17 protein-coding genes are annotated in these 20343 nt (G+C 70.3%); 4 read left to right on the forward strand and 13 right to left on the reverse strand.

Annotation, left to right across the window (positions count from 1 at the left end; all coding sequences use genetic code 11):
- From whiA to G3N18_RS12745, 5 genes are all read right to left on the reverse strand, one after another.
- A partial coding sequence (gene whiA, locus G3N18_RS12725; protein WP_196384656.1) for a DNA-binding protein WhiA occupies window positions 1-437 on the reverse strand: 437 nt, incomplete at its 3' end.
- A gap of 41 nt (window positions 438-478) precedes the next feature.
- Entirely contained in the window at window positions 479-1354 is an 876-nt protein-coding gene (rapZ, locus tag G3N18_RS12730) for an RNase adapter RapZ (RefSeq protein WP_196384657.1), read from the reverse strand.
- A gap of 69 nt (window positions 1355-1423) precedes the next feature.
- Window positions 1424-3394, reverse strand: coding sequence for an excinuclease ABC subunit UvrC (uvrC, locus tag G3N18_RS12735; RefSeq protein ID WP_196384658.1), 1971 nt, complete (start codon window positions 3392-3394; stop codon window positions 1424-1426).
- Window positions 3394-6321, reverse strand: coding sequence for an excinuclease ABC subunit UvrA (gene uvrA / locus G3N18_RS12740; protein WP_196384659.1), 2928 nt, complete (start codon window positions 6319-6321; stop codon window positions 3394-3396). The genes uvrC and uvrA overlap by 1 nt, the downstream gene beginning before the upstream one ends.
- Window positions 6322-6382: 61 nt before the next feature.
- Complete coding sequence (locus G3N18_RS12745; protein ID WP_196384660.1) at window positions 6383-6820, reverse strand: MarR family transcriptional regulator; 438 nt, start codon at window positions 6818-6820, stop codon at window positions 6383-6385.
- A gap of 38 nt (window positions 6821-6858) precedes the next feature.
- On the opposite strand from G3N18_RS12745, the gene G3N18_RS12750 reads away from it, so the two are divergent.
- On the forward strand, window positions 6859-7119 hold the full coding sequence (locus G3N18_RS12750; RefSeq protein WP_196384661.1) for a hypothetical protein: 261 nt from the start codon (window positions 6859-6861) through the stop codon (window positions 7117-7119).
- Between the two features lie 22 nt (window positions 7120-7141).
- Here G3N18_RS12750 and G3N18_RS12755 read toward each other — a convergent pair whose 3' ends face one another.
- From G3N18_RS12755 to G3N18_RS12790, 8 genes are all read right to left on the reverse strand, one after another.
- On the reverse strand, window positions 7142-8668 hold the full coding sequence (locus tag G3N18_RS12755; RefSeq protein ID WP_338038565.1) for a UDP-N-acetylmuramoyl-L-alanyl-D-glutamate--2,6-diaminopimelate ligase: 1527 nt from the start codon (window positions 8666-8668) through the stop codon (window positions 7142-7144).
- Window positions 8669-8777: 109 nt separating this feature from the next.
- Window positions 8778-10847, reverse strand: a complete 2070-nt coding sequence (gene uvrB, locus G3N18_RS12760) for an excinuclease ABC subunit UvrB (protein WP_196384662.1) — start codon at window positions 10845-10847, stop codon at window positions 8778-8780.
- Between the two features lie 371 nt (window positions 10848-11218).
- Complete coding sequence (gene coaE / locus G3N18_RS12765) at window positions 11219-11821, reverse strand: dephospho-CoA kinase (protein WP_196384663.1); 603 nt, start codon at window positions 11819-11821, stop codon at window positions 11219-11221.
- Window positions 11822-11834: 13 nt separating this feature from the next.
- Window positions 11835-13010 (reverse strand): diguanylate cyclase, encoded by a 1176-nt coding sequence (locus tag G3N18_RS12770; protein WP_196384664.1) that lies wholly within the window; start codon window positions 13008-13010, stop codon window positions 11835-11837.
- Complete coding sequence (locus tag G3N18_RS12775) at window positions 13007-14680, reverse strand: sensor histidine kinase (protein WP_338038568.1); 1674 nt, start codon at window positions 14678-14680, stop codon at window positions 13007-13009. Before G3N18_RS12775 ends, G3N18_RS12770 begins: the two co-directional genes overlap by 4 nt.
- Before the next feature lie 123 nt (window positions 14681-14803).
- Window positions 14804-16258 carry a 30S ribosomal protein S1 gene (rpsA, locus tag G3N18_RS12780; RefSeq protein WP_196384665.1) on the reverse strand — a complete coding sequence of 485 codons (1455 nt, stop codon included), beginning with the start codon at window positions 16256-16258 and terminating at the stop codon, window positions 14804-14806.
- 214 nt (window positions 16259-16472) lie between these two features.
- Window positions 16473-17468, reverse strand: coding sequence for a cation diffusion facilitator family transporter (locus G3N18_RS12785; RefSeq protein ID WP_230404165.1), 996 nt, complete (start codon window positions 17466-17468; stop codon window positions 16473-16475).
- 9 nt (window positions 17469-17477) lie between these two features.
- The gene (locus G3N18_RS12790) at window positions 17478-17918 is read right to left on the reverse strand and encodes a YchJ family protein (protein ID WP_196384666.1); all 441 of its coding nucleotides are present in this window, start codon (window positions 17916-17918) and stop codon (window positions 17478-17480) included.
- A gap of 67 nt (window positions 17919-17985) precedes the next feature.
- Between G3N18_RS12790 and G3N18_RS12795 the strand changes: the two genes are divergently transcribed.
- From G3N18_RS12795 to G3N18_RS12805, 3 genes are read left to right on the forward strand one after another with little or no spacing between them, the layout of a single operon-like run.
- The gene (locus G3N18_RS12795; protein ID WP_230404169.1) at window positions 17986-18522 is read left to right on the forward strand and encodes a hypothetical protein; all 537 of its coding nucleotides are present in this window, start codon (window positions 17986-17988) and stop codon (window positions 18520-18522) included.
- Complete coding sequence (locus G3N18_RS12800) at window positions 18516-19322, forward strand: hypothetical protein (protein WP_420827098.1); 807 nt, start codon at window positions 18516-18518, stop codon at window positions 19320-19322. The genes G3N18_RS12795 and G3N18_RS12800 overlap by 7 nt, the downstream gene beginning before the upstream one ends.
- A 25-nt stretch (window positions 19323-19347) precedes the next feature.
- A complete protein-coding gene (locus tag G3N18_RS12805; protein ID WP_196384669.1) occupies window positions 19348-20265 on the forward strand; it encodes a 5'-3' exonuclease H3TH domain-containing protein in 918 nt (305 codons plus the stop codon).
- Window positions 20266-20343: the final 78 nt, after the last annotated feature.

Consider the following 20343-nt stretch of genomic DNA (forward strand, 5'->3'; position numbering starts at 1 on the left):
GACCGGCCGGGCTCGGAGAGCGTGCCGGCGGCGAGGAACGCCCCGCGCCACACCGCGGCGAGGTCGGGGCGGGCGCCCGTCGTCAGCTTGTTCGGCAGGCCGCGCACGGGGCGGCGGCGCTGGTCGAGGAGTCCCGTCTGGCGGGCAAGGGTCTCGCCGCCGTCGATCACGCGCACGGCGAACGAGCCGCCCGTGGGGCCGCCGGATGCCTGGACGCGGTGGAGCGCGGGGCGCACCCCGTACAGCTCCATGATGTCGCGCGCGACGCGGCGGGCGAGCTGATCGGAGTCGAGCTCGGCCTCGACGGCGACGCGGCCGGCGATCGAGTGGAGCCCACCCGAGAAGCGCAGGATCGCGGTCAATTCGGCCACCCGTGCCGTCGGACGAGGGTCGCGGACCGCGGCCAGCTCGGACTTGACATCGGCGGTGGGCGGCACAGCGATCCTTCGGTGTTCAGGTGGGGGGACGAACGTCCAGCCTACTCGCGTCCGAGGTCGCGATGCTTCACGCGCACTGCCACGCCCGGCACCTCGGCGAGCCGACGGGCGAGCTCGATCGCGGTGACGACCGACCGGTGCTTGCCGCCGGTGCAGCCGATCGCGACGACGGAGTGCCGCTTGTTCTCGCGCTGATAGCCCTCCAGCACCGGGTGCAGGGCGAGCGCGTACGCGTCGATGAACTCGAGCGCTCCGTCCTGCGAGAGCACAAAATCGCGCACCGGCCCCTCCTCGCCGGTGAGTCCCTTCAGCTCGGGGATCCAGAACGGGTTCGGCAGGAAGCGCATGTCGGCGACGAGGTCGACGTCGGTGGGCAGCCCGTACTTGAACCCGAAGCTCATCACCGTGACCGTGTGCCGCGCCTGCCCCTCCTCGCTGAACAGGTCGACGATGCGGTTCGCGAGCTGGTGGATGTTGAGGGCGCTGGTGTCGACGATGACGTCGGCGCTCTCGCGGATCACCGCGACGCGCTCGCGCTCGCGCCGGATGCCGTCGAGGATCGTGCCGTCGCCCTGCAGGGGATGCGGGCGGCGCACCGACTCGAAGCGGCGCACGAGCACCTCGTCGGAGGCATCCAGGAAGAGCACGCGCAGCTGGCCGCCCGTGCGCAGCGAGCTCGCGATCGCCGGCAGCTCGCCGAACAGGTCGCGCCCGCGCACGTCGACGACCGCAGCGATCTTCGGCAGCGCGCCGGCCGCGAGGCCTGTGAGGTCGAGGAGGGGGCGCAGCATCTGCGGCGGCAGGTTGTCGACGACGTACCAGCCGAGGTCTTCGAGGGCGTTCGCCGCCGTCGTCCGACCGGCGCCGGACATGCCGGTGACGATCAGGATCTCGCCGGCCCCCTGCTCTTCATCCACCCCAGTGTTCCCGTCTCTCCCTCGGTTCGGCAGTCGACTCTGCCCGGCGCGAGAGCGCACGGGCACAGCCTACCGATTGGCGAGACGCTGCTCGATCGCGGCGGCGAGCTTCGGGCCGATGCCGGGGAGGGCGGTGATCTCTTCCGCGCTCGCGCGGCTGAGGGCGGCGACCGACCCGAAGTGCTTCAGCAGCGCCTTGATGCGCGCCTCGCCGAGGCCGGGCACCTCGCCGAGCACCGTGGTGATGTCGCGCTTGCGCCGCTTGCGCTGGTGCGTGATCGCGAACCGGTGCGCCTCGTCGCGCAGCCGCTGCAGCAGGTACAGCGCCTCGGAGGTGCGGGGCAGGATGACGGGGTACTCCTCCCCCGGCAGCCAGATCTCCTCCAGCCGCTTCGCGATGCCGCACAGGGCGATCTCGGCGTGCCCGGAGTCTTCGAGGGCGCGCGCCGCCGCCGCCACCTGCGGCGCGCCGCCGTCGACGACGAGCAGCTGCGGGCGGTAGGCGAAGCGCGGCCGCTTGCGCTCGGTGACGACGGGCTCTTCGACGGCCTCCACAGCCTCGGCCTCCACCGCCGCGGCCACCTCAACGGCCTCCACCGCCTCCACGACCTCCGCGGCCACGACCTCGGCCGCGACGACCTCGGCCGGGTCGTCGCGGTCGACGTGCGCGAGCCGGCGCATGAGCACCTGATAGAGCGAATCGGTGTCGTCGGTGGTCTCGGGCACGCCGAACGAGCGGTACTGGTCCTTGCGCGGCAGGCCGTCTTCGAAGACGACCATGGATGCCACGACGTTCGTGCCCGACAGGTGCGAGACGTCGTAGCACTCGATGCGCAGCGGCGCCTCGTCGAGTCCGAGCGCGAGCTGCAGGTCGGTGAGCGCCTTCGTGCGCGACGTGTAGTCCGAGGTGCGGCGGGTCTTGTGCAGCATCAGCGCCTGCTGCGCGTTGATCGTCGCCGTGCGCAGGAGATCCGCCTTGGCACCGCGCTGGGCGACCTGGATGCTCACGCGCTTGCCGCGTCGCTCCTGCAGCCACTCCTCGAGGTCGGCGGCGTCGCCCGGCAGCTCTGGCACGAGCACCTGGCGCGGGATCTCGCCCGCGCCGGCGCCGCCGTAGGTGCGCTGGAGCACCTGGTCGACGAGGTCGGCCCCCGAGATGTCGAGCTCCTTGTCGATCGTCGTCGCGCGCACGCCGCGCACGCGGCCGCCGCGCACGACGAAGTGCTGCACGGCGGCCGACAGCTCGTCTTCGGCGATGCCGAACAGGTCGGCGTCGGTGTCGCTCGGCAGCACGAGCGCGCTCCGGCTGAGCACGGCGTCGATCGCCTGCAGCCGGTCGCGGTAGACGGCGGCCGACTCGTAGTCCATGGCGGCGGATGCCTCGCGCATGCGCGCCGTGAGCTCTCGCGTGAACCGGGCGTCGCCCCCCGACATGAACGCGACGAAGTCATCCACGATCGCGCGGTGCTCCTCCACCGTCACCTTCATGGAGCACGGCCCGCCGCAGCGACCGATCTGCCCCGGGAAGCACGGACGGCCCGTCGCCATCGCCTTCTTGTACGAGGCATCCGAACACGTGCGGATCGGGAACACCTTGATCATGAGGTCGATCGTGTCGTGCACGGCCCAGATCTTCGGGTACGGCCCGAAGTAGCGGGCGCCGGGGATGCGCCGGTTGCGGGTGACGATCACGCGCGGAGCCTCGTCGGCGAGGGTGATCGCCATGTACGGGTAGGACTTGTCGTCCTTGTAGCGCACGTTGAACGGCGGAGAGAACTCCTGGATCCACATGTACTCGAGCTGCAGCGATTCGACGTCGCTGCCGACGACGGTCCACTCCACCGAGGTCGCGGTCGTGACCATGCGCCGGGTGCGCTCGTGCAGCGTGTGCAGGGGCGCGAAGTAGTTCGACAGCCGCGCCCGGAGGTTCTTCGCCTTGCCGACGTAGAGCACGCGGCCTTCCGCGTCGCGGAACCGGTACACCCCGGGCTGGGTCGGGATCTCCCCCGGCTTCGGCTTATAAGGCAGGGCGTTCGCCATCAGCCCGCCTTGCGCACCGCTTCTCGGGCCTCCGCCTCGGCGACGGCCTCGACCGCGACCCGCGAGCGGTCGGCGAGCACTTCGGCGAGGAAGGCGCCGGTGTGGCTCTCGGCGACCTTCGCGACCTTCTCCGGTGTGCCGGTGGCGACGATCTGCCCGCCGCCCGAGCCGCCCTCGGGACCGAGGTCGATGATCCAGTCGGCCGACTTGATGACGTCGAGGTTGTGCTCGATGACGATGACCGTGTTGCCCTTGTCGACGAGGCCGCCGAGCACCTCGAGCAGGCGCGCGACGTCTTCGAAGTGGAGGCCGGTGGTCGGCTCGTCGAGCACGTAGATGCTGCGCCCGTTCGACCGGCGCTGCAGCTCGGTGGCGAGCTTGACGCGCTGAGCCTCGCCGCCGGAGAGCGTCGTCGCCGACTGCCCGAGTCGCACGTAGCCGAGGCCGACGTCGACGAGCGTCTTCAGGTAGCGGTGAATCGCCTGGATCGGCTCGAAGAAGTCGGCCGCCTCGGAGATCGGCATCTCCAGCACCTCGGCGATGTTCTTGCCCTTGTAGTGCACGGCCAGGGTGTCGCGGTTGTAGCGCTTGCCGTGGCACACCTCGCAGTCGACGTACACGTCGGGCAGGAAGTTCATCTCGATCTTGATCGTGCCGTCGCCCGAGCACGCCTCGCAGCGCCCGCCCTTGACGTTGAAGCTGAAGCGTCCCGGCTGGTAGCCGCGCACCTTCGCCTCGCTCGTCTCGCTGAAGAGCGTGCGGATGCGGTCGAACACACCCGTATAGGTGGCGGGGTTCGACCGCGGGGTGCGGCCGATCGGCGCCTGGTCGACGTGCACGACCTTGTCGAGGTTGTCGAGACCCGTCACGCGCGTGTGCTTGCCGGCCACGCGGCGCGCCCCGTTGAGCTTCGTCGCGAGCACTTCGTAGAGGATGCCGTTGACCAGCGACGACTTGCCGGAGCCGCTGACCCCGGTGACGGCCGTGAGGACGCCGAGCGGGAACTCGGCCGTGACGTTCTTGAGGTTGTTCTCGCGGGCGCCGACGACCGTCAGCATGCGCTTCTTGTCGATCTTGCGCCGCTTGGCGGGCGTCTCGATGGTGCGACGTCCGCTGAGGTAGGCGCCGGTGAGCGAGCGGGGCTCGTCGAGCAGCGACGACAGCGGGCCGGAGTGGACGACCTCGCCGCCCTCGACGCCCGCGCGCGGTCCGATGTCGACCACCCAGTCGGCGGCGTGCACGGTCTCTTCGTCGTGCTCGACGACGATCAGCGTGTTGCCAAGGCTCTTCAGGTGCACGAGCGTCTCGATGAGCCGGCGGTTGTCGCGCTGGTGCAGGCCGATCGACGGCTCGTCGAGCACGTAGAGCACGCCGGTCAGGCCCGACCCGATCTGGGTGGCGAGGCGGATGCGCTGCGCCTCGCCGCCGGAGAGCGACCCGGCCGCGCGGCTGAGGCTCAGGTAGTTGAGGCCCACCTGGATGAGGAAGTCGAGCCGGGCCCGGATCTCGCGCAGCACGGCCGCGGCGATCTTCGCCTCGCGGTCGGTGAGCTCGAGCTCGGCGAAGTAGGTCTGGGCGTCGCCGAGGCTCATGCGCGAGGCATCCGCGATGGAGTGCCCGTGCACGAGCACCGCGAGCACCTCGGGCTTGAGCCTGTCGCCGTGGCAGACGGGGCACGGCACCTCGCGCAGGTACTCGGCCCAGCGCTGGCGCTGCGTGTCGGTCTCGGCCTGCGTGTACTGGCGCTCGATGTAGGGCACGACGCCCTCGAAACCCGACGAGTAGCGCATCTCACGGCCGTAGCGGTTGCGCCACTTGACCGTCACCTTGTAGTTCTCGCCGCGCAGCACCGCCTCCTGCACGTCGGTCGGCAGCTCGCGCCACGGAGTGTCGAGGGAGAAGCCGAGGTCGTCGGCGAGACCCACCAGCAGGCGCTCGTAGTACTGGTAGAGGCCCTTGCCCTGCGTCGTCCACGGGATGATGACGCCCTCGTTGATCGACAGCTCGTCGTCGCCCAGCATGAGCTCGACGTCGACCGACATGCGCGTGCCGAGACCGGAGCAGGCCGGGCAGGCGCCGAACGGCGCGTTGAACGAGAACGTGCGCGGCTCGATCTCGGTGAGCTGCAGCGGGTGGCCGTTCGGGCAGGCGAGCTTCTCACTGAAGCTCTGCCAGGCGTCGTCGCCCTCTTCGTCGACGAAGTTCACCTGCATGATGCCGCCGGCGAGACCGAGCGCGGTCTCCACCGAATCGGTGACCCGGCCGAGGATGTCGGGCGCGGCGACCAGCCGGTCGACCACCACGGCGATGTCGTGCTTGTAGCTCTTCTTCAGCGTGGGCGGTTCGGACAGCTGGATGAGGTCGCCGTCGACGACGGCGCGCGCGTACCCCTTGGCCGAGAGCTCTTTGAAGAGGTCGACGAACTCGCCCTTCTTCTGCGTGACGACGGGCGCGACGATCTGATACCGGGTGCGCTCGGGCAGGTCCATCAGCTGGTCGGCGATCTGCTGCACCGTCTGGCGCTGGATCTCGGCGCCGCACTCGGGACAGTGCGGCACGCCGATGCGCGCCCAGAGCAGACGCATGTAGTCGTGGATCTCGGTGATCGTGCCGACGGTGGACCGCGGGTTGCGGTTGGTCGACTTCTGGTCGATCGACACGGCGGGGCTGAGCCCCTCGATGAAGTCGACGTCGGGCCGGTCGACCTGACCGAGGAACTGGCGCGCGTAGGCGCTCAGCGACTCGACGTAGCGGCGCTGCCCCTCGGCGAAGATCGTGTCGAACGCGAGGCTCGACTTGCCCGATCCGGACAGCCCCGTGAACACCACGAGCGAGTCGCGCGGAATGTCGAGGTCGACGTTCTTGAGGTTGTGGACGCGGGCTCCGCGGACGCTGAGTTTCGAGCTGGCGACGGGGACGATAGGCACCCCACAAGCTTAGGCGGGGCCTCCGACATCGGGCCCGGCGTGCGCTGACGGCGAAGAGCGGTCAGCCGCTTCGCCGGCCGGCGAACGGCGCGAGTGCGTCGCGCAGGGCAGCGATCTGCGTGGCATCCATGCCGACACGCGCCATGATCTGCTCGGGAACGGCGAGTGCCCTCTCGCGGAGTGCGGCGCCGTCGGGCGTGAGCGAGATCTCGAGTACGCGCTCGTCGTCGGCACGGCGGGCCCGTGCGATGAGCCCCTGCGCCTGCACGCGTTTGACGATGGGCGAGAGCGTCGCTGGCTCCATCGCCAGCTCGTCGGCGAGTTCGCCGAGCGAGCGCGGGGCGTGCTCCCACAGCGCGAGCATGACGAGGTACTGCGGATGCGTGAGTCCGAGCGGTTCGAGCACGGGGCGATAGATCGACACCACGTTGCGCGCCGCCGTCACGAGCGCGAAGCACAGCTGGTTCTCGAGCGTCAGCAGGTCGTCACGCGGGTCCACGGCACCATTCTACGTGAATACTTAGTACACTAACCTTCATGACACGAAGCGATCCCGACCGTCCCTCGCTGCGCGAGCGCGCACGCGCGGGCGGAGGCTGGTACGCCTACCTCAACAGCCGCCTGATCCGCTTCGCCGGGCCGGCATCGGTCGGCCCCTACGACACCTCCCCCGAACCCGCGCGCACCGAACGCGCGTGCCCGCTGTGCGGGGCGCCGATGTCGCAGCACACATTCGACCGCTCCGGGCCGAAGCCGCTCATGCACTGCCCCGACCTCGCCGGCGGCGGCGCGGCCTGACCGACGCCCGCGCGGCGCGCGATCAGTTCGCGGTCGCGCCTCGCCGCCGGGCGAGCGCCCCCTCGACCTCGTCGGGGTCGCTGTGCGGCACGATGCCGTGCGCCATGATCTGGTGGCGCTCGTCGCCCTTGCCGACGATCACGAGCAGGTCGCCGGGCTGCGCCAGGTCGACGGCGTGATGGATCGCCTGGGCCCGGCCCGCGACGTCGAACACCTGCGCCGACGAGCCGCGCGTGCCCGCGACGACGGCCTTGCGGATCAGCGCCGGGTCTTCGTCGGCCGGGTTGTCGTCGGTGACGATGACGATGTCGGATGCCATGGCCGAGAACCGCCCCATGAGCGGGCGCTTGTGGGCGTCGCGATTTCCGTTCGAGCCGATCACCGTGATGATCCGCCCGGGCGTCGCGGGGCGCAGCGCGCACAGCAGCGCGTTGATCGCCTCGGGCTTGTGCCCCGCGTCGATCACGACGCGGAAGTCGGCGTCGACGGGCACGAACTGCACGCGCCCCTCCGGACCGGTGAAGTCGGCGAGGCCCGCGACCGAGCGCGCGAGCGGATAGCCGACCCGGTCGAGGGCGGCGACGGCGGCGAGGATGTTGCTCACCGTGAAGGTGCCGATGATCGGCGTCGAGAAGCGTGCCGACTGCCCCTCGGGGCCCACAACGGTGAAGGCCGACCCGTCGGGGCCGAGCTCGATGTCGACGGCTCGCCAATCGGCGTCTCGACCGGTGATCGAGAACGACTCGGTGTGCAGGTCGGGGTCGTCGTGGAACCGGCGCCCGGCCTGATCGTCGATGTTCACGATCGCGAGGCGCGACATCGCAGGGGTGAGCAGCTCACGCTTGGCGGCGCGGTAGTTCTCCTGCGAGCCGTGGAAGTCGAGGTGGTCGTGACCGAGGTTGAGGAAGACGGCCACGTCGAACACGAGCCCGTCGACGCGGCGCATCGAGATCGCCTGGCTCGACACCTCCGACGAGACCCACGTGACGCCCTCCTCGCGCATCTTCGCCAGCAGGGCGTGCAGGGCGGGAGCCTCGGGGGTCGTGAGCTTCGTCGGCACCGGAGCGCCGTCGATCTTCGAACCCATCGACCCGATCAGCCCACTGCTGCGCTCGCCGAGCGCCGCGTCGATAAGGAACGTCGTCGAGGTCTTCCCCTGCGTGCCCGTCACGCCGATCGTCTTGAGCGCTGAGGCGGGGTGGTCGTAGAACCAGGCCGACAGACGCCCCAGAACACCACGCGGGTCGGCGACCACGATCAGCGGCGCCCCCTCGTCGACGAGCTCTGCGCCGGCCGGGTCGGTGAGCACGGCCACCGCTCCTGCGGCGAGGGCAGCGGCGGCGTAGCGGGCCCCGTGGGTGCTCGCGCCGGCGGCGGCGACGAACAGGTCGCCCGGGCGGACGCCGGCCGTGCTGAGCGCGATGCCGTGCACGGCGGGGCCGTCGACGCGGAGGTCGCCGCCGACGTATGCGGCGATGTCGCCGAGGGGGTGGGAGACGTCGGCCGCGGGCCGTTCGTCGTGCTGCTGTCGCCCGGAGTCGTTCGTCACAAGTGCCTCTCGCGCCCTCTCGGGCGACCGTCTTTCCAACCTCACGACGATATCAAACGCCGCGCGAACGCCCTGCTCAGCGAGCCTCGAGACGCCCGCTACCGCCCGCTCAGGCGTGGCCCGCCTTCTCCATCGCGCGCAGCTCCTTCTTGAGGTCTTGCACCTCGTCGCGCAGGCGCCCGGCGAGCTCGAACTTGAGCTCGGAGGCGGCGGCGAGCATCTGGTTCGAGAGGTCTTGGATCGTCGCCTCGAGCTGCATCGCACCCTCGGCCGCGATGCCCTCGCGCCGCAGCTGCGGGGTGGGCGACTTCCCCTTGCCCGACTTCGTCTTCTTCGACAGCAGCTCTTGCGTGTCGGATGCCTCGCGCGCCAGCGCATCGGTGATGTCGGCGATCTTCTTGCGCAACGGCTGCGGGTCGATGCCGTGCAGGGTGTTGTAGGCGATCTGCTTCTCGCGGCGCCGGTCGGTCTCTTCGATCGCCGTGCGCATCGAGTCGGTCATGTTGTCGGCGTACATGTGCACCTCACCCGAGACGTTGCGCGCGGCGCGCCCGATCGTCTGGATGAGCGAGGTGCCGCTGCGCAGGAACCCCTCCTTGTCGGCGTCGAGGATCGCCACGAGCGACACTTCGGGCAGGTCGAGCCCCTCGCGCAGCAGGTTGATGCCGACGAGCACGTCGTACACGCCCTGCCGCAGCTCGGTCAGCAGCTCGACGCGACGCAGGGTGTCGACGTCGGAATGCAGGTAGCGCACGCGCACGCCGTGCTCGCCGAGGAAGTCGGTGAGCTCCTCGGCCATCTTCTTGGTCAGGGTCGTCACGAGCACGCGCTCGTCACGCCCCACGCGCACGCGGATCTCCTCGAGCAGATCGTCGATCTGCCCCTTCGACGGCTTGACGACGATCTCGGGGTCGACGAGGCCGGTCGGGCGGATGATCTGCTCGACCACGCCGTCAGCGATGCCCATCTCATAGCGGCCTGGCGTCGCCGACAGGTAGACGGTCTGACCGATGCGTTGCTTGAACTCGTCGAAGCGCAGCGGACGGTTGTCGAGGGCGCTCGGCAACCGGAAGCCGTGGTCGACGAGGGTGCGCTTGCGCGAGGCATCCCCCTCGTACATCGCGCCGATCTGCGGCACCGTCACGTGCGACTCGTCGATCACCATCAGGAAGTCGTCGGGGAAGAAGTCGAGGAGCGTGTGCGGGGGCTCACCCGCCGAGCGCCCGTCGAGGTGGCGCGAGTAGTTCTCGATGCCCGAGCAGAAGCCGAGCTGCTGCAGCATCTCGAGATCGAACGTCGTGCGCATGCGCAGGCGCTGCGCCTCGAGCAGCTTGCCCTGCCCCTCGAGCTCTTTCAGCCGCCCCGCGAGCTCGTCTTCGATCGTGCCGATCGCCCGGTGCACGGTGTCGGTGCCCGCGACGTAGTGCGAGGCCGGGAAGATCGGCACGCTGTCCATCTTCTGCACGATGTCGCCGGTGAGCGGATGCAGCATGTACAGCGCCTCGATCTCGTCGCCGAACAGCTCGATGCGCACGGCGTACTCCTCGTACACCGGAATGATCTCGATCGTGTCGCCACGCACGCGGAAGTTGCCGCGCGAGAAGTCGACGTCGTTGCGGTTGTACTGCATCGCGATGAACTTGCGGATCAGCGCGTCGCGGTCGTACCGCTCCCCCACCTGCAGCGCGACCATGGCGCGCAGATACTCCTCGGGCGCTCCGAGGCCGTAGATGCACGACACCGTCGAGACCACGACGACGTCGCGACGGCTGAGCAGCGAGTTCGTCGTCGAGTGCCGCAGCCGCTCGACTTCGGCGTTGATCGACGAGTCCTTCTCGATGAAGGTGTCGGTCTGCGGAACGTACGCCTCGGGTTGGTAGTAGTCGTAGTAGCTGACGAAGTACTCGACCGCGTTGTTCGGCATGAGCTCGCGGAACTCGTTCGCCAGCTGCGCGGCGAGGGTCTTGTTGTGCGCGAGCACGAGCGTCGGGCGCTGCACCTGCTCGATGAGCCAGGCGGTCGTGGCCGACTTGCCGGTGCCGGTCGCGCCGAGCAGCACGACGTCGGTCTCACCGGCGTTCACGCGCGCCGCCAGGTCGGCGATCGCCTGCGGCTGGTCGCCACTCGGCTCGTATTCGCTGATCACCTCGAACGGGCGGACGGAGCGTGTGGTCTGCATCTTTCCAGCGTAGGACGGGCCACCGACACGCGGGCCGGTGTTCGCCCTCGGCGGCACCGGGATGGGGCGGCTGCACTCGCGCGGGCAGCCTGTTCTCACGCGTCGGGATCGTCGCCCGACTCGAAGTCGCCCGTCGCGAAGTCGTCCCGTTCGAACTCGGGATCCGACCGCCGCGCTGCGTTGAGGGGGTGGGGCATGGTCGTCTCCGTTCGTCGATGGAGCGTCGTGGAGCTCAGGTCATGCGGCCGACGATAGCGCCGCGACGTGAACGGGGCGTTGCGCGCGAGTCACCCCGCGATGACCGGGCGCCGCGAGGATGCCGGGAGCGCCGGTCTGCGCGCCGGGTTCAGCACTGCCGCGACCCGCGGGGCTCAGCGCCCCGCGGCGAGGCGCTCCCATAGCGCGTCGGTCTGGCGAAGGGTCTCGTCCATCGGTCCCGAGGTGTCGATCACGACGTCGGCGATCGCCCGGCGCCGGTCATCGCTCACTTGCGAGGCGAGGCGGGCCGAGGCATCCGTCTCGGTCAGTCCGCGCTCCTCGACGAGCCTCCGCGCGCGCAACGGCGCGGGGGCATCGGCGACGACGATGAGGTCCCACGGGTCGTCGACGCGCGCTTCGACCAGCAGGGGCACGTCGTAGACGACGACCGCGGCGGGATCGGCGGCGAGGGCGGCGGCGAAGCGCCGGGCCGACTCGTCGCGCACCGCCGGGTGCACGATCGCGTTCAGCCGCGCGAGCGCCTCGGGGTCGCCGAACACGCGGGCCCCGAGCGCCGCGCGATCGAGCGAGCCGTCGGGGCTCAGCACGTCGGCACCGAACGCGTCGGCGATGGCGGCGAGCACGGGCGAGCCGACCCCCTGCACGTCGCGGACGATCGCATCGGCGTCGACGATCACGGCTCCCCGCTCGGCGAGGCGGCGGGCGATCGTGGACTTGCCGGAGGCGATTCCGCCGGTCAATGCGATGAGGGGCACGAGAGAAAGCCTGTCACGACGTGGCGGTCGGCGCATCGACCAGCACCGATGCGCCCGGCGTCGTCGCAGCCCGCCGCGCCGCCGCGCGCGCTCCCCCGAGCAGCCGCCCGAGGGCGTAGCCGAGGTCGCTCGTCGAGGCGACACCCACGCCGACGACGGGGAACAGCCCCGAGTCGGCGCGCGCGAGCTCTTCCATGCAGCCGCGGTAGATCATCGCGCCCAGCCGTCGCGCGTCGGCCGCGGTCGGCGCGAGGGCGCACACCGCGAGGCGGTGCTCATCGTCTTCGCCGACGATCGCCGACGCCGGCGCGTAGCGGCGCACCGCCTGCCGGCACGCGCCACTGATGTCGTCGGCGGCTTCCTGACCGAACGCCGTGCGGATCTCGGCGAGCCCCTCGACGCGGATGACGATGATCGCCACGCCCTCCGAACGCCACGACGCGCGCTCGACGATGTCGGCGCTCGCGGCGGCGAACGTGCGCGCGAGCATCACGCCGTCCGAGGCGACGCCGCCCTCGGTGAGCCACTCATAGCGCTGTTCGCTGGTGCGGTGCGAGCGGAGCACCGAGGTGACGATCGCCGCGACCACCGTGAGCACGACCGTCACGATGTTCGCGCTGATCGACCCGAACCAGCGGCTGAACAGATCGCTCGTAGGCCCCGCCACGAGAAAGAGGACGAGCCGCACCGCATAGAAGAGCGCCGCGAACAGCAGCACCGCGGCGAGCGCCCACCCGCTGCGGATGAACCCGAGCTGCGGCCGCAGCGTCTCGATGGCTCCGGCGACGAACAGCGCCACGAGGCAGGCGGCCATCGTCGTCCAGCCGCCCCAGCTGCCCCACTCGTCGGCTTGGATGATCGCGGCCGCGAAAGTCGCGATCGAGAGCACGACGACGAGCGCGAGCGCCGGCGGCACCGACCGGTCGTTGAACCGGCGCGCGCCGAGCCACACGAACCCGGGCACCAGCACGAACAGGCTGTTGCCCACGGCCACCGAGACGAACCCACCGACCCCCGACGACCAGGCCATGTACGCGACCGTGGTCGACAGCCCGCAGAAGAACGCCACCGCCCAGAGCCGGCCCGGACCCGAGTCTCGGCGGAACACGGTGTCGAGGATGAACGTGACACTCGCGACGGATGCCACGATCGCAGCCATCACGGTCACCCTGAAGAGGTCGAGGGTCATCGCGGCATCCTCGCGTCGGCGTGGGCGGGGAGCACGAGCGTGAAGGTCGACCCGACGCCCGGTTCGGACGTCACGGTCAGCTCGCCGTCGTGCGCCCGCACGATGTCTGCGGTGATCGCGAGGCCGAGACCGTTGCCTGCGACGTCCTCCGACGCACGGAAGAACCGTTCGAACACCCGCTGTTGGTCCTCGACGGCGATGCCGACGCCGGTGTCGCGCACCTCGATGGTCGTCGCCTCGCCGTCGGTGGTCACCGCGAGATCGACCGCGCCGCCGTCACGGTTGAACTTGATCGCGTTGCCGAGCAGGTTGTCGATCACCTGGCGGAGCCGGCCGGGGTCGGCGTACACGGCGGCACGATCGGGACCGGTCACACTCACCTTGATCACCCGGTCTGCAGCGAGAGGGCGCAGGGCGAGCACCGACTCGCGGACGACCTCGAGCGCGTCGACCTCACGGGGATGCACGGTCGCCTCGACCGAGGTGCGCGAACGGCGCGAGGTGATGAGGATGTCGGCGATGATCGCGAGCAGCCGCTCGCCGCTGCCGAGCGCCGTCTCGAGGTAGCGCCGCACCCGCTCCGACAGATCGTCTTCGTCGAGGGCCAGCTCGAGGTAGCCGAGCACCGAGGTCAGGGGCGTGCGCAACTCGTGCGACACCGAGGCCACGAGGTCGTCGCGCGCGCGCAGCGCCTCCTGCTCGGCCGTCACATCACGCGCCACCAGCACGCCTCCCGCGTCGGCACCCCGGTGATCGAGCAGGCGCCGGGCGGTGAACGTCAGCGCGACCCGCCGCCCCTCGGCATCCTCCGACCACACGGTCTCGTCTTCGAAGCTCTCACCGCGCCGCGCCCGCGCGAGAGGATGCTCGTGCGCATCGAGCGGGGTCTGCCCGTCTTCGCGCAGCAGCACGTGGGTGTCGGCGGCGGCGTGCAACCGGGGCATCGCCCCGCCCAGCCGCCCCACCGCGTCGTTCTCGTACACGACGTCGCCGCCCACCGCGAAGCGCACCACACCGAAGTCGACCGTGTCGAGCACTTCGGTCACCAACTGCTCCTGCTGCACGGCGGCGGAGCGGGCGAAGGCGAGCCGCGCAGCCTGCGCGTCGAGCAGCTCGCGCTGAGCCGCGAAGCGCCGCGCCGACCCGTACCCGGCGCTGCTGACCGCGATGATCACGAGCGGCAGCAGCAACGCGGCGAAGCTGAACACGGGCGTGGGCCCGAGGGCGACCACCGCCCAGTAGAGCCCGGGAATCACGATGCAGCTCGTGATCAGGCCCGCGCGTCCGAGCGAGGCGAGCCACATCGCGGGAAAAATCCACAGCAGACCGAGCCCGCCGGGCGGGTCGGCCACGCGCAGCAACGCGATCGCGAAGATGTCGACGATCGGCACGACCGCTACCCAGCCGGCCGGAATGCGCGTCCACGGCACGGCGAGCGCCGCGATGCCGCCGAGTCCGATGATGAGGGCGCCGAGGGCGAACAGCTCGGGGCGTTGGAAGACGCCGCTCACGAGCCCGACCACGAACATCACCGCGACGATCCCGCACAACAACAACTGGTTGGCCGCGGCGGCACGGTCACGCAGGCCGAACCGCTGCGCGTCGCGCCGCGAACGCCGCTCGGTGGTGAGCGGGGCGCGGTGGGGGGTCGCCCGTCTCAAACGCTTCACACCCCGACGTTATCGGTCTGCGGCACACCCCCCCCGGCACGGCGCGCGTGCAGAGCGTGCGCGCGAAAGCCGACAGGGGCCGCGGCCCGAAGGCCACGACCCCTGTCGAAAGGATGCTGCGGATCAGCGACCCGAGAGCTTCTCGCGCAGAGCCGCGAGCGCCTCGTCGTCGGCGAGGGTGCCGCCACCGCCGAGGTCGGAGGTGAACGACGACGATGCCGAGGTGGTCTCGGTCGGGGCGTTCGCCTCGGCCTCGAGAGCCTTGGCGACGGCGACCTTGTGCGCCTCCCAGCGCGCCTGAGCAGCGGCGTACTCCTGCTCCCACTTCTCACGCTGAGCGTCGAAGCCCTCGAGCCAGGCACCCGACTCGGCGTCGAAGCCCTCGGGGTACTTGTACTCGCCGTTCTCGTCGTACTCGGTCGCCATGCCGTACAGCGCCGGGTCGAACTCGGTGCCGTTGGGGTCGACCGACTCGTTGGCCTGCTTGAGCGACAGCGAGATGCGGCGACGCTCGAGGTCGATGTCGATGATCTTGACGAAGACCTCTTCGCCGACCGAGACGACCTGCTCGGCGAGCTCGACGTGCTTGCCCGAGAGCTCCGAGATGTGCACGAGGCCCTCGATGCCGTCTGCGACGCGCACGAACGCACCGAACGGAACGAGCTTGGTGACCTTGCCCGGCGCGACCTGACCGATCGCGTGCGTGCGGGCGAAGACCTGCCACGGGTCTTCCTGCGTGGCCTTCAGCGACAGCGAGACGCGCTCGCGGTCGAGGTCGACCTCGAGGATCTCGACGGTGACCTCCTGGCCCACCTCGACGACCTCGGAGGCGTGCTCGATGTGCTTCCAGGACAGCTCGGAGACGTGCACGAGGCCGTCCACGCCGCCCAGGTCGACGAACGCACCGAAGTTTACGATCGACGAGACGACGCCCTTGCGAACCTGACCCTTGTGCAGGTTGTTGAGGAACGTGGTGCGCGACTCGGACTGCGTCTGCTCGAGCAGGGCGCGGCGCGAGAGCACGACGTTGTTGCGGTTCTTGTCGAGCTCGAGGATCTTGGCCTCGATCTCCTGGCCGAGGTACGGCGTGAGGTCGCGGACGCGACGCAGCTCGATGAGCGAGGCGGGCAGGAAGCCGCGCAGGCCGATGTCGACGATGAGGCCACCCTTGACGACCTCGATGACCGAACCGGTGACGACGCCGTCGTTCTCCTTGATGCGCTCCACGTCGCCCCACGCACGCTCGTACTGCGCGCGCTTCTTGGAGAGGATCAGGCGGCCTTCCTTGTCTTCCTTCTGGAGGACCAGGGCCTCGACCTCGTCGCCGACCTTGACGACCTCGTTCGGGTCGACGTCGTGCTTGATCGAAAGTTCGCGCGAGGGGATGACGCCCTCGGTCTTGTAACCGACGTCGAGGAGGACCTCGTCGCGGTCGATCTTGACGACGGTGCCTTCGATGAGGTCTCCGTCGTTGAAGAACTTGAGCGTCTTCTCGACCGCGGCCAGGAAGTCTTCAGCAGATCCGATGTCGTTGATGGCGACCTGCTTGGTGGCCGGGGCGGTCGTTGCGGTAGTCATGTAGTGGGTTGTCCTTGGGTGGTTGGGTTGTCGGGCCGCACCCCGCACGAACGCACGGTGGCGAACGGATGCCTGGGGCTGCAGCGGTTGGATTATCTTGCGATGTCTCGCACGCGGGCCTGATGGCCACACGCGTGACATTTCATGCTATCAGAAGCGGCGCGCGCAGCGTCCGGACCCTTCGCCTCTCCCCTGCGCGACGACGGCGCGCACGTCAGCCGTGCAGCGAGTCCGCGGGATGGATCGGGTCGAGCGCCGGCGCACCGGGTCGCGAGAGGGTGAGCACGACCCAGGCCACTCGAGCGCTCGTCGCCACTTCGTCCTCGATCTCGTTGAGGGTCGCGGCGACCTCGTGCTCGGCGGTGTCGCCAGCCAGGTCGACGGCCGCCACGACGAACACGCGGCCGGGCCCCACGTACTCGATGTGCAGATAGGTGATTTGCGCGATCGCGGGGTGCGAGAGCAACCGCTGGAGGGCGGCCGCGCGCACCGCGGGCTCGACCGACACGCCGATGAGGAATCGCCTGTTCTGGCGGATGAGCACGAACGCGACGACCGCGAGCAGCAGACCGACGAGGATCGAGCCGACCGCGTCGGGGATCGCCGAGCCGGTGATCTGGTGCAGCAGAATGCCGACGAACGCGATGACGAGACCGATGAGCGCCGCGGCATCCTCGAAGAACACCGCGCGCAGCGTCGGGTCTGACGTGCTCATGACGTGGTCGAGCAGGTCGCGGTGCGACGCGGTGGCCTCGCGCCGCGACTGGCGCCACGCCTGCAGGAACGACGTGCCCTCGAGCACGAACGCGATCGCCAAGACGGCATAAGAGATGCCGAAGCGGTCGGCAGGCTCGGGGTCGAAGAGCTCTTGCACACCGTGCATGATCGACACTCCGGCGCCGATGGCGAACAGACCGAACGCGGCGAACAGCGACCACACGTACGCTTCGCGCCCGTAGCCGATCGGGTGGCTCGCGTCGGCCGGTTTGACGCTGCGCCGCGCCGCGACGTAGAGGAAGATCTCGTTGCCCGTGTCGGCCCACGAGTGCGCCGCCTCGGCGACCATCGACGCCGCGCCGGTGAGCGCCGCAGCGATCGTCTTCGCGATGGCGATGAGCAAGTTTGCCCCGAGCGCCACCAGCACCGTGAGCATCGACGCGGGCGCGGCGTCTTCGGCGGCGGCTACGGCTCTATCGGGGCGTGTGGGCATGTCGACACGCTACTCTTCCGGCGTCTCGCGCTCCGAGACCTCGCCGTCGAGGTAGTACCAGCGCCCCGCCGCGAGGCGGAAGCGGCTCACTTCGTGCAGCACGCCGCGCCGCCCCGTGTCGGCGTCGCGCCATCGCGCACGGAACTCCACCGTGCCGCGGCGGTCGTCGGGGCCGCCGGTCGTCGCGATGATCTCGAGCCCTTCCCACCGACTGGCCGCGTCGAGATCGAGACGCTCCGGCGCCGTGCTCGGGTGCCACGTCGCGCGCAGGTGCGCCGCGTCGCCCAGCGCGAACGCGGTGTAACGCGAACGCATGAGCCGTTCGGGAGTCGGGGCCGGCTCCCCCGCGAGGATCGGCCCGCAGCACTGCCCGAACGCGGCGCGACCGCACGGGCACGGATCGGTGTCGGCCGGCCGTCGCCCGCGTTGCGCCGCCGCTCCGAAAGACATGCCCTCGAGCGTACGCGCCTGTGGATAACCGGGCGGAACGCGGATGCCAGTGGCTAGCGTGGACCCCATGGCCTCCCGGATGCGACGCACGTTCCCCGCCGTCGGCGCAGCTCTGCTCGCCCTCGCCCTGGTGACCGGCTGCGCACCCGAGCCCGCCCCCACCCCGACCCCCACCGGCTTCGCCTCGGATGACGAGGCCTTCGCCGCCGCCGAGGCCACCTACCGCGCCTATGTGGATGCGCTGAATAACGTCGACTTTGCTGACCCTGCGACTTTCGAACCCGCGCTCGCATGGACCACGGGAGAAGCGAACGCTGCCGACAAGAAGGACTTCTCGGCGTCGCACGCGGAGGGCGAGCGTATTGAAGGCGACTTCAAAGTCCACTCGTTCAGCGCTCACAACTGGTACCCGGCTGCTCAGGCGGTCCACGGCGAGGCATGTCTGGACGTCTCCAACACGACGATCGTCGACGCGTCGGGGACGTCCACCGTGCCTCCGACACGCCCACCTGTCGTCGCTCTCCAACTGACGTTCACTCAAGGCAACTCGTCCACCGGCCTCCTCTTGAGCGAAGTCGCGGCGGGTGGAGGCAATCAGTGTTGACGGCGCTCGTAGTCGGAGTCCTCACGGCGATGCCATACCTCCCCGGTGGGCTGGTTCGCGCGGAAACCTGTAGCGCAATCGAGATCGTAAAGGGGACTTGTACTCAGGTCGAGAACACAGGCACCGAGATCGTCGTCACCGGCGAACGCCCCGGCGGGTCGCTGTCGGACGACTGGCCGTCGCGCGGCGACGACGACTCATCAACACCGCCCGACGCCGAGCCGCAGGCGCCCGCACCTCCGCCCGTCGACGACTGCCGACCAACCGATCCGACGTCGTGCGCCGTGCAGCCCGACACGCCGGTGGCCCCCGGCATCCCCCAGCCCACGCTCGCCGATGTGGCGCGGTTCGCCCCGGCATCCGTGCCGCTCATCGACGAGCCCGACGGCGTGGGCGTGGTGGGCATGCCGATGAACTTCGTCGTCGACGCACGGGCGCACGACGCCGCGGGGACCCTGTTCGATCTTCCGGTCTCGGTGCGGTTCACCCCGGCATCCGTCCTCTTCGTGCACGGCGACGGCACGAGTCGCGTCGCCGACAGCGGCGGCGCCTCGTGGGCCGCGCTGGGGCTCGCCCAGTTCAGCGCCACCCCCACGAGTCACGCGTACGCGGCGCGGGGAACGTACACCGCCTCCGCGGTGATCCGGTACGGCGCCGAGGTGGACTTCGGTACCGGCTGGCGCCCCGTTCCCGGCGTGCTCGAGATCCCGACGACCTCGGGCGACGTGCAGATCTTCGAGGTGCGCACCGCACTCGTCGACAAGACGTGCCTCGAGAACCCGGGCGGCGTGGGTTGCTGACCGGCCCGCGTGCCAGGATGATCGCGTGACCGACCGCCTCATGCTGCTCGACACCGCGAGCCTGTACTTCCGTGCGTTCTACGGCGTGCCCGACACCGTCACGGCGCCCGACGGTCGCCCCGTGAACGCGGCGCGCGGCCTGCTCGACATGATCGCGAAGCTCTTGACGACCTACGAACCGACGCACGTCGTCGCCTGCTGGGACGACGACTGGCGTCCGCAATGGCGGGTCGACCTCATCCCCAGCTACAAGGCCCACCGCGTGGCGGAACTCGTCGAGGCGGCTCCCGACGTCGAAGAGGTGCCCGATCCGCTCGAGGCGCAGATCCCGGTCATCCGCGCCGAACTCGATGCTCTCGGCATCCCGATCGTCGGTGTAGCCGAGCACGAGGCCGACGACGTCATCGCGAGCTTCGCCGCGCAGTCCGGCATGCCGGTCGACGTCGTCACCGGCGACCGCGACCTCTTCCAGCTCGTCGACGACGCGCGCGGCATCCGCGTGATCTACACCGGTCGCGGCATGAGCAACCTCGAGGTGCTCGACGAGGCATCCGTCACCGCGAAATACCGAGTGCTCCCCTCGCAGTACGCCGACTACGCCGTGCTGCGCGGCGACGCCTCCGACGGGCTGCCCGGCGTCGCCGGCATCGGCGAGAAGACAGCCGCGACCCTGCTCGCCGCGCACGGCGACCTCGCCGGCATCCGCGCCGCCGCCGAGGCGGGCGACGGCATGACCGCCGGTATCCGCGCGAAGCTGCTCGCCGCCGCCGACTACCTCGCCGTGGCGCCCACCGTCGTCGAGGTCGTGCGCACGCTCGATCTGCCCGACGTCGACGCGAGCCTGCGCACACCGGATGCCGCTGTCACCGCCGCCCTCGCCGCCGACTGGAACCTCGGGTCGTCGCTCGACCGGGCCGTCGCGGCGATCTCGGCGCGCCGCTGACCCCCACCCAGCCGTCAGCGCAGCCCGGCGACTTCGGGCAACGCCGCCGCGGCGCGCTCAGCGTGCCCGCGCGGTCCA

This window comes from Microbacterium paulum (assembly GCF_015707995.1).
Taxonomy (GTDB): Bacteria; Actinomycetota; Actinomycetes; order Actinomycetales; family Microbacteriaceae; genus Microbacterium; species Microbacterium paulum.

Excerpts from the sequence above, each read along its gene's own strand:
- uvrC (WP_196384658.1), bottom strand. The coding sequence starts at position 3,394 with ATGGCGAACGCCCTGCCTTATAAGCCGAAGCCGGGGGAGATCCCGACC.
- G3N18_RS12750 (WP_196384661.1), top strand. The coding sequence starts at position 6,859 with ATGACACGAAGCGATCCCGACCGTCCCTCGCTGCGCGAGCGCGCACGC.
- uvrB (WP_196384662.1), bottom strand. The coding sequence starts at position 10,847 with ATGCAGACCACACGCTCCGTCCGCCCGTTCGAGGTGATCAGCGAATAC.
- G3N18_RS12770 (WP_196384664.1), bottom strand. The coding sequence starts at position 13,010 with ATGACCCTCGACCTCTTCAGGGTGACCGTGATGGCTGCGATCGTGGCA.
- rpsA (WP_196384665.1), bottom strand. The coding sequence starts at position 16,258 with ATGACTACCGCAACGACCGCCCCGGCCACCAAGCAGGTCGCCATCAAC.
- G3N18_RS12785 (WP_230404165.1), bottom strand. The coding sequence starts at position 17,468 with ATGCCCACACGCCCCGATAGAGCCGTAGCCGCCGCCGAAGACGCCGCG.
- G3N18_RS12790 (WP_196384666.1), bottom strand. The coding sequence starts at position 17,918 with ATGTCTTTCGGAGCGGCGGCGCAACGCGGGCGACGGCCGGCCGACACC.
- G3N18_RS12795 (WP_230404169.1), top strand. The coding sequence starts at position 17,986 with ATGGCCTCCCGGATGCGACGCACGTTCCCCGCCGTCGGCGCAGCTCTG.